Origin of the sequence: Salmonella enterica subsp. diarizonae (genome assembly GCF_008692785.1) — a bacterium.
Taxonomy (GTDB): Bacteria; Pseudomonadota; Gammaproteobacteria; order Enterobacterales; family Enterobacteriaceae; genus Salmonella; species Salmonella diarizonae.
Window position 1 is genome coordinate 80,342 of sequence record NZ_VXJV01000013.1, and the last position, 7,398, is coordinate 87,739.

Here is a 7,398-nt window from a genome sequence, read left to right on the forward strand (position 1 = left end):
CGATGTTGATGTGACGTCCGTTGATAGCCAGAATGTCCCACGCTTCCCGGGAGCAACGCCGCGCTGTCCTGGACAAAGGTCTATTCAGAGGAAATGTTTCATGACTGCCATAACCACTGGTGTCGTTCTTCTCCGTTGGCAACTGTTGAGCGCAGTGCTCATGTTTTTAGCCAGCACGCTCAATATTCGTTTCCGTAGATCAGATTATATTGGTCTGGCGGTGATCAGTAGCGGTCTGGGCGTAGTATCCGCCTGCTGGTTTGCCACAGGTTTACTCGGTATCACCATGATGGATCTCGCCGCAATTTGGCATAACATTGAAGCCGTTATGCTCGAAACGATGAGCCATACCCCACCAGAATGGCCAATGGTGCTGACCTGAGGCGCTATCGCTTCCCGGTGAAGTCGGCCCGGGAGGGTTTTCAACGCCTCCCTTTGCTTTCGATGATGCACTCCTTGGAAGCATCATCGAAAGCGATCTATCCTAAATCCCCACGCTTTATTTATATCAAAATCTTATGTTTCGCTTTGACTGTAACGTAATAATAATGATAAGGAACACTATAAAATATCAATAATAGACCTATATTATATGTTATTGTGCCAACCCCCTTTTTTTTACTTTTAGTTCACAGCAGTTGTCCTATATTATAACACCATGTGTTTTTATGGTGAGCCTCAAACAGTCTGTTCATTCGGCATTTTTGACAATATTACAGGAGTGATCTAAACCGTTATTTTTACCATCCCGGTTTTGAGACTCCAAATATTTTCCCTAACGAATCCAGAGAAGATCCCGGATAATAATTATAGAATCGAAAACTACTCGTTGTGCCGTACACGTACATATTTTAAAAATCAATTGACTATTGTTTTTTAATTGACAGGGCGTACTGCAATATTAAAGAGGATAAAAAATAGTAAGTACCTAATATTAACTCAATTAAAGATGGCGCTGGGCTAATAGTGTTGGCGAAATAGAGGCAAAAAACTTAAAATGAAAGTCAAAGCGAATAAAAATATCCATTCTGCTACCAGCAGTCATACTCTCAAGGTGGGTCTGACCGCGAATTCTACTGGATACACAAGATCCAATAAAATAGTTGTTGTTGGCCCCAGTGAAGCGGAAGTAACCGGTATAATAGCATTATTACAACACGATGGCTTTCAGGTATGTCAGGGAAAAGGGGTTAAGTTGGATGCTGACGATTTACTTATCGTCACTTTGAGCACCGTTCCGCTACTAGGTTGGTGGAGACATCTGGAATACCTTCATATGTTAAAACGTAAAGGGAAATATCAGATGCTGGCTATTATTCCAACTGCTTTGAAAGAAATCATGTTACGTCAGAGTATCTGCCCAATAATTGAGGGAGGAGGAACGCTGGCCCAACTACATAATGCTTTACTCGCAGCAGCAGAAACATGGAAAAAAGGAATCCTCCCAAGAATAAACCGAGGCAAAAGCACTCCAGACCGCAAGTTAACGGCAGGGCAAGCCCGTGCAATATATAAACTTCTTGAAGGGAAATATATTGATAGTAAAACTCAATATAGCCAACGCTATCTAGCCCTTGAACGTCTTGGCTTTTCTGGAACAGCGCAATTTTCATTATTTACAGCAGGAATTGGTAACGTAATTCAACGTCAAAATTTTATTTTTTAAAATATATCACGGTCAGTGCGATATAAATTTACCACATAATGGCAAATATAAAGTGTTATTATTGTTATCACCCATTACAATATATCAACCATACAGAATGATATGATTTTTCCTTTATATGGATCAGATAAAAACATTGGGTTAGTAATTGTATTTTTATGACTAAAATATACATACCAGCCCATCTGGTAATAATAGTTTAATAGGCTTATCCTTGTAAGGCATTATAAACAATATAATTGTATACGCTTATGAAGATTAATATTTTGATAATATATAAAACTCTATAAATGTTCTCTATTACGTGGTAAGCATAGATACTCCATGCGCTCAGGCCAGATTCATTAAAGAACACAATATCAATTCAAAAATTAGATTTTTGTCTGACTATGCAGAACAGCGTTTTATGAGTAACACCAGACTTCGTATTATTGAGATCAATATATCCGCTCGGGCGGTAATAGAATACGATGAAAATAATAATATTTATATCAGTTTATAAATATACACTTAATTGTAGAATTAGTGTAAATCAGACTTATCCCTCATTAAGAAAAAATAGTGGTGTTTATGCTGCTTGTTACCCACTAAATTTTCCATAGGTTATCTGGTTTGCACACCCCAGCTATTTCTCATATTTCAAAGGATATCTGACGACTTAATATATTAGGCTGAACGGTAATTAATTCTCACTTATACAATTATACTCCCACTCGATACACACCTGCATGTAAATAATATAATTGTAAATCTCATGGACTTACAATGAAAGATATGTCATAGATGGAAAGTTATATTCGCTCAGCTAAAAATATAGTCGATGATGCCACTAGTGGTATTGAATAGCACCTCAAAATAATATTTTCGCAGATTTTTTAGATGTCTATATTTTATATTTTTATGTCTTTCTCTCTCTTTTCACGTTAAAAATAAGCGGTGTAAAATGCAATTTGTTATTTTAATGTGTAATATTTTAAAATAATCTAACCTGCAAAATCAGATTGTGTCAATATTAAATTCAGTAAATGATAAAATAATATAATTAGCACACTTATTAAAAACGTACACCATCACAATAAAAGCACTGAGATTTATAATTTATATAATTCTTCATTATTTCCTATATCATCCACAATATTTATTGTTGACACTCCGCTAAATGAATGTAAGAAGAGAATAAGATGTCTAAACAAAATGAGCATTTTGTAAAACAAGTTTCAACAGGTATTTTTGACAATAAGATGACAAACCTTGAAATATCGTTGCCTTTTTGTTTTTTCTTATACACTAAGGATAGACCTTTTTATATGTCTTTCAGTGGTGACATATTAAAAATCAATAAAGGACAGGCAATTTTTATAAAAAAGTCTGTTCCTTTCTCTGTATTGTTAAATTGGGGAAAAATGGAAAATGGACTTGTTCGCAATGATATTGTGTCGTTAAAAATACCTCAACAAGCAATAATAGAGTATAATCGACACTATATTTATAAAGATCAAAATGAACCAAGGGCTTGGGCATCCAATGATTATATCATAATCAACTTTTCACATGAGCAAACTAAGGATTACACATTAATTAATGCATTAATAGAAAGTTTCCCCGTCACAGCAACTGGTGAAATATTATATGATCATGTCGATGAAGCAAAGTACATGCTAATATTATCTTTAATCAAGCAAAAAAATGCGGCATTAGAAGATATGATTTTATCTTACTCTTCCTTAACAACTTCGGAGAAAGTAGCCAGCTTAATAATGAGCGATTATAGCAAAAATTGGAAAAGTAAAGACCTGGCAATGCAAATGAACATGAGTGTATCTACTTTTAAGAAAAAAATGTATAAGGATACCGGTTCTGTTAGTTCTTACATAACAAAAATAAAAATGATTGAAGCATTACGTCAGTTAAGACGTACTAATCGTCCAATAAATGCTATAGCTATTTCCCTTGGCTATACATCATCTTCTTACTTTACCAGCGTATTTAAAAAGCACTTCAAGATTTTTCCTTCGGAGATCAGGAAGAATGATGGTCATCCGACAGAAGGTAGTACTGAAAATTATCCTTGAACGAGTGGCTATATCTATAAACTTAATCATACGCTGATATTGTATTGAGCCTGATATATCAAATATCTTTTTGGAACGTTACATCATGCTAGCTTTTTTACCTAACGCTGGCTAATTCGGATCATTATCTCGACTTGTTATAACTGGATAATAACAATCGAATTATTCAAAACAGGCCATATCAATAGAATTGATATGGCCTGTTTTATAAAAACAATTGTTCTATAGCCAACAATGGAATATTTATTTAACCCATTAGTTTTTCAGGAGTACAATCCCGAATAACTTTCCCCCCTTTCATCACCAATACTCTATCAAAGTATTTTATAAGATAACGTCGATGAGTAATCATAATGAGTGTTTTCCCTTGAATAAACTCATCCAGGTTATCAAAAATTTGTTTTTCTGTATTCTCATCCAAATTTGATGTTGGCTCATCCCACAAGAACACACTAGCATCACTACTTAAACTACGTGCTAACAATAATTGCTGTTGCTGGCCAGACGAAAGGTTTTTCGCCATAAAGTTCACAGGAAATTTTAACCCCATAGGATGCTGTAAAATAAAACCACAATTCGCTATATGAAGAGCTTTTAATACCCGGCCTCTGTCATTTTGTGGTTTTAATGCAAAATTACTTTCAACAGTCCCAGTAAACAAAACATCATGGGTTGTAACGACACTTAAGTGTTGTGAGAAAAAGTTCTGGGAGAGATGTCCTAGATTATACCCATCGTACAAAATGGCACCATCTGTAGGTGAAAGGTAGCCAGATAACAGCCCCAATAATGAACTTTTCCCTGCGCCACAATCACCTATAATTGCAACTCGTTGTCCGGAAGGAATGTCTATAGATAAACGGTTAATAATAACTGAAGATTGCGCATCATATTGGTAGCTAACACCACGAATAGAAATCTCACCCTCACACTTTGAAATTGACTGCAACGCTGGTGTCTTTTCTTCCTGATCTTCATCAAAGAAAGAAAGCAAGTCCTTACCCGTTTTTTCTGCTGACAATATAGAGATTAATGTAGATGAAAAGTTGGAGGTGATCCCCGAGATACGTCCAGAAACGATAACTGAAGATACAATTGCACCAGTGGTAATATCACCTTTAATTACCATAAAAAAAGCTATTATCATTATTGTTACTTGAGTAATAGATGACATACTTCCTAATATTGATTGATAGATAAGATTTAGCTTTCTTATCTTAAGATTAAGATATGACTGTTCGTTTGATGTATTAACCCAATCAAATAGTAAGCCCTGATTGTTTAATGTATGGATCATTTTAATTGATAAAAACACTTCCGATATGAAAACATTTCTGTTCTTTTGGCCTTCTTTTTGTTTATTCATCAACTCATTGGTATAATGATGGTTAACAATGGACAAAATAATAGAGATTATAAAAACAATAATGGGAACAACCACTACCCATCCTAAATTCACATAAATAACAGCGATAAATATCAAAAAAATTGGTATATCGGCTATACGTTGAAAAACAGAATTCAATAAAATAGGTTTAACCTTCTGAAACTCATTCCACAGAACAAATGCTGATGACATTGATTTACCGTTTTTCTTTTTACCATAAAGCACCGCCTCGAGAAACGAGATATCAATATCGACGTCATCTTGTCTGGCCGTTATAGATTGGTAAATATCTTTTGACGTACGTAGAATAAACTCAAAAACGATAAATACAGCTACAATAATAGCGACACCAAATAAAGACGAAACAGAAGCACTTGGAATAAGCTTGTCATAAAACAAATTACTAAAAACTGGAATTGTCAGCGCAAAAATTGCCATAAACAAAGATGAAAAAAAGTATTTTGTATAAAAAACCTTGTTCATTGATAAAGAGTTTTTAATAATATTATTCACTCTTATACTATCAACAACTTTATTTAAGGGAAGTATACTAAACGCCGATAGCTTTTTTAGATACTCATCAGGTATCTCTACATAACACAGTTCCCCTCGGGCATTTACTAATTTAATTTTTTGCCCACCGCTGATACATACCATCCATTTCATTTCAGGGGTCAGTAGTAAAATGGGCATAGGTTCATTTAATAGATCTTCGCCACTACTAAATAATATATCCTGTAAAGAAAGTCCTAATGACAAGAAAAAATTCTTCATTTGTATTGAGTCATCGGTATTATTTCTATCATATTTTTTAAATCGAATATTTATATCTTCCTCTTTAATGTCTATTTTTATATTGAATTTTTTTGAAACTATAGACAATGCATTTTCTGCACTTAAATAATATGGTTCTAGCTTTGTATCCATAAATAGATCATTCCCCTCACCTGACGGTGAGGGGCCTCATTATGTTATGCGTGTTCTTCTTGATTATCTACAGGGAGACTTACTTCACTAATAGTGAATATCTCAACAGCACCATTATTATGGTGTGTTACAGCACTTTCTGGGGCTGAGACGTTAACTTCATCCTCGGTGTTGCCTCTTTCACTCATGGAATTAACTATATCTGCCGAAGAATGATCAACTGAGAATGTTTTTTCCTTAATCAGATAATCAGCATCTTTATCGATGAATTTCACATCTATAGTATACTCACCATCATTCAAAGGTACTGGCACCTCAAATATTGCCTTCTGATTATTAATCGGCAAATCAATCTCTTCTCCTTCGAACATAACACTAACATTCACAATATTATCAGGTACTGATATTGCAAAAGATGGTGTCTGACTAATAGAACGTTCAGTTACATCACCAGACTCGGTATTTAATAATACGATGTTATAGGCATCCTCCTGCGCAGCCACTTCTCCAACCGCAGACATCATTGAAAACATAGCTGGGCTATGATTTTTTTCACTTTCAATGCTGACCCTTTCAGATTCCGGTTGAGCTACATCGGTTGCCATGGCGAACTCACTAACATCACCAGCCTCAACAGGCGCTGTCGCTGTTATAGTAGAATCAACCGTCACCGTCAGCGATGATGAATGCTGCGTGTTCCCCGCACCGTCCACCACCGTCACACTCAGCGTGTAGTTACCATCACTCCAGGCTGCTGACGGACTGAAGCTCCAGCCATCATCCCCCTTCGTGACCGGATAGGTGTCGGTGGTTCCGTTATGCGCCACGCTGACGGTCACTCCGGTCACATCCGCGTCAATATGCTGCAGAGTGAACTTCGGCTGGGTGTGATTTGTCACATTATCGCTGTCTGACGTGCCGGTGTCCTCGCCTGCCGCCAGCGCGATCTCCGGCACCTTCAGCGTACTGTCAACCGTCACCGTCAGCGATGATGACTGCTGCGTGTTCCCCGCACCGTCCACCACCGTCACACTCAGCGTGTAGCTACCATCACTCCAGGCTGCTGACGGACTGAAGCTCCAGCCATCATCCCCCTTCGTGACCGGATAGATGTCGGTGGTTCCGTTATGCGCCACGCTGACGGTCACTCCGGTCACATCCGCGTCAATATGCTGCAGAGTGAACTTCGGCTGGGTGTGATTTGTCACGTTATCGCTGCCTGACGTGCCGGTGTCCTCGCCTGCCGCCAGCGCGATCTCCGGCACCTTCAGCGTACTGTCAACCGTCACCGTCAGCGATGATGACTGCTGCGTGTTCCCCGCACCGTCCACCACCGTCACACTCAG

Annotated in this window: 5 protein-coding genes; 3 read left to right on the forward strand and 2 right to left on the reverse strand. The window is 37.3% G+C overall.

What is annotated here, in order from left to right:
* Positions 1–100 precede the first annotated feature (100 nt).
* The 3 genes from F4V72_RS21805 (at position 101) to F4V72_RS21815 (ending at position 3,738) form a co-directional block, all read left to right on the forward strand.
* The gene (locus F4V72_RS21805) at positions 101–382 is read left to right on the forward strand and encodes a YjcB family protein (RefSeq protein ID WP_023249483.1); all 282 of its coding nucleotides are present in this window, start codon (positions 101–103) and stop codon (positions 380–382) included.
* 615 nt (positions 383–997) lie between these two features.
* Entirely contained in the window at positions 998–1,666 is a 669-nt protein-coding gene (locus tag F4V72_RS21810) for a hypothetical protein (protein ID WP_053529158.1), read from the forward strand.
* 1,181 nt (positions 1,667–2,847) lie between these two features.
* Positions 2,848–3,738: a helix-turn-helix transcriptional regulator gene (locus tag F4V72_RS21815; protein WP_023249481.1), complete on the forward strand. Its 891-nt coding sequence runs from the start codon at positions 2,848–2,850 to the stop codon at positions 3,736–3,738.
* Positions 3,739–3,985: 247 nt separating this feature from the next.
* Here the strand turns inward: F4V72_RS21815 and F4V72_RS21820 are convergent, their stop codons facing one another.
* The gene (locus F4V72_RS21820; protein ID WP_136058557.1) at positions 3,986–6,052 is read right to left on the reverse strand and encodes an ATP-binding cassette domain-containing protein; all 2,067 of its coding nucleotides are present in this window, start codon (positions 6,050–6,052) and stop codon (positions 3,986–3,988) included.
* A gap of 44 nt (positions 6,053–6,096) precedes the next feature.
* A partial coding sequence (locus F4V72_RS21825) for an Ig-like domain-containing protein (RefSeq protein WP_170245772.1) occupies positions 6,097–7,398 on the reverse strand: 1,302 nt, incomplete at its 5' end.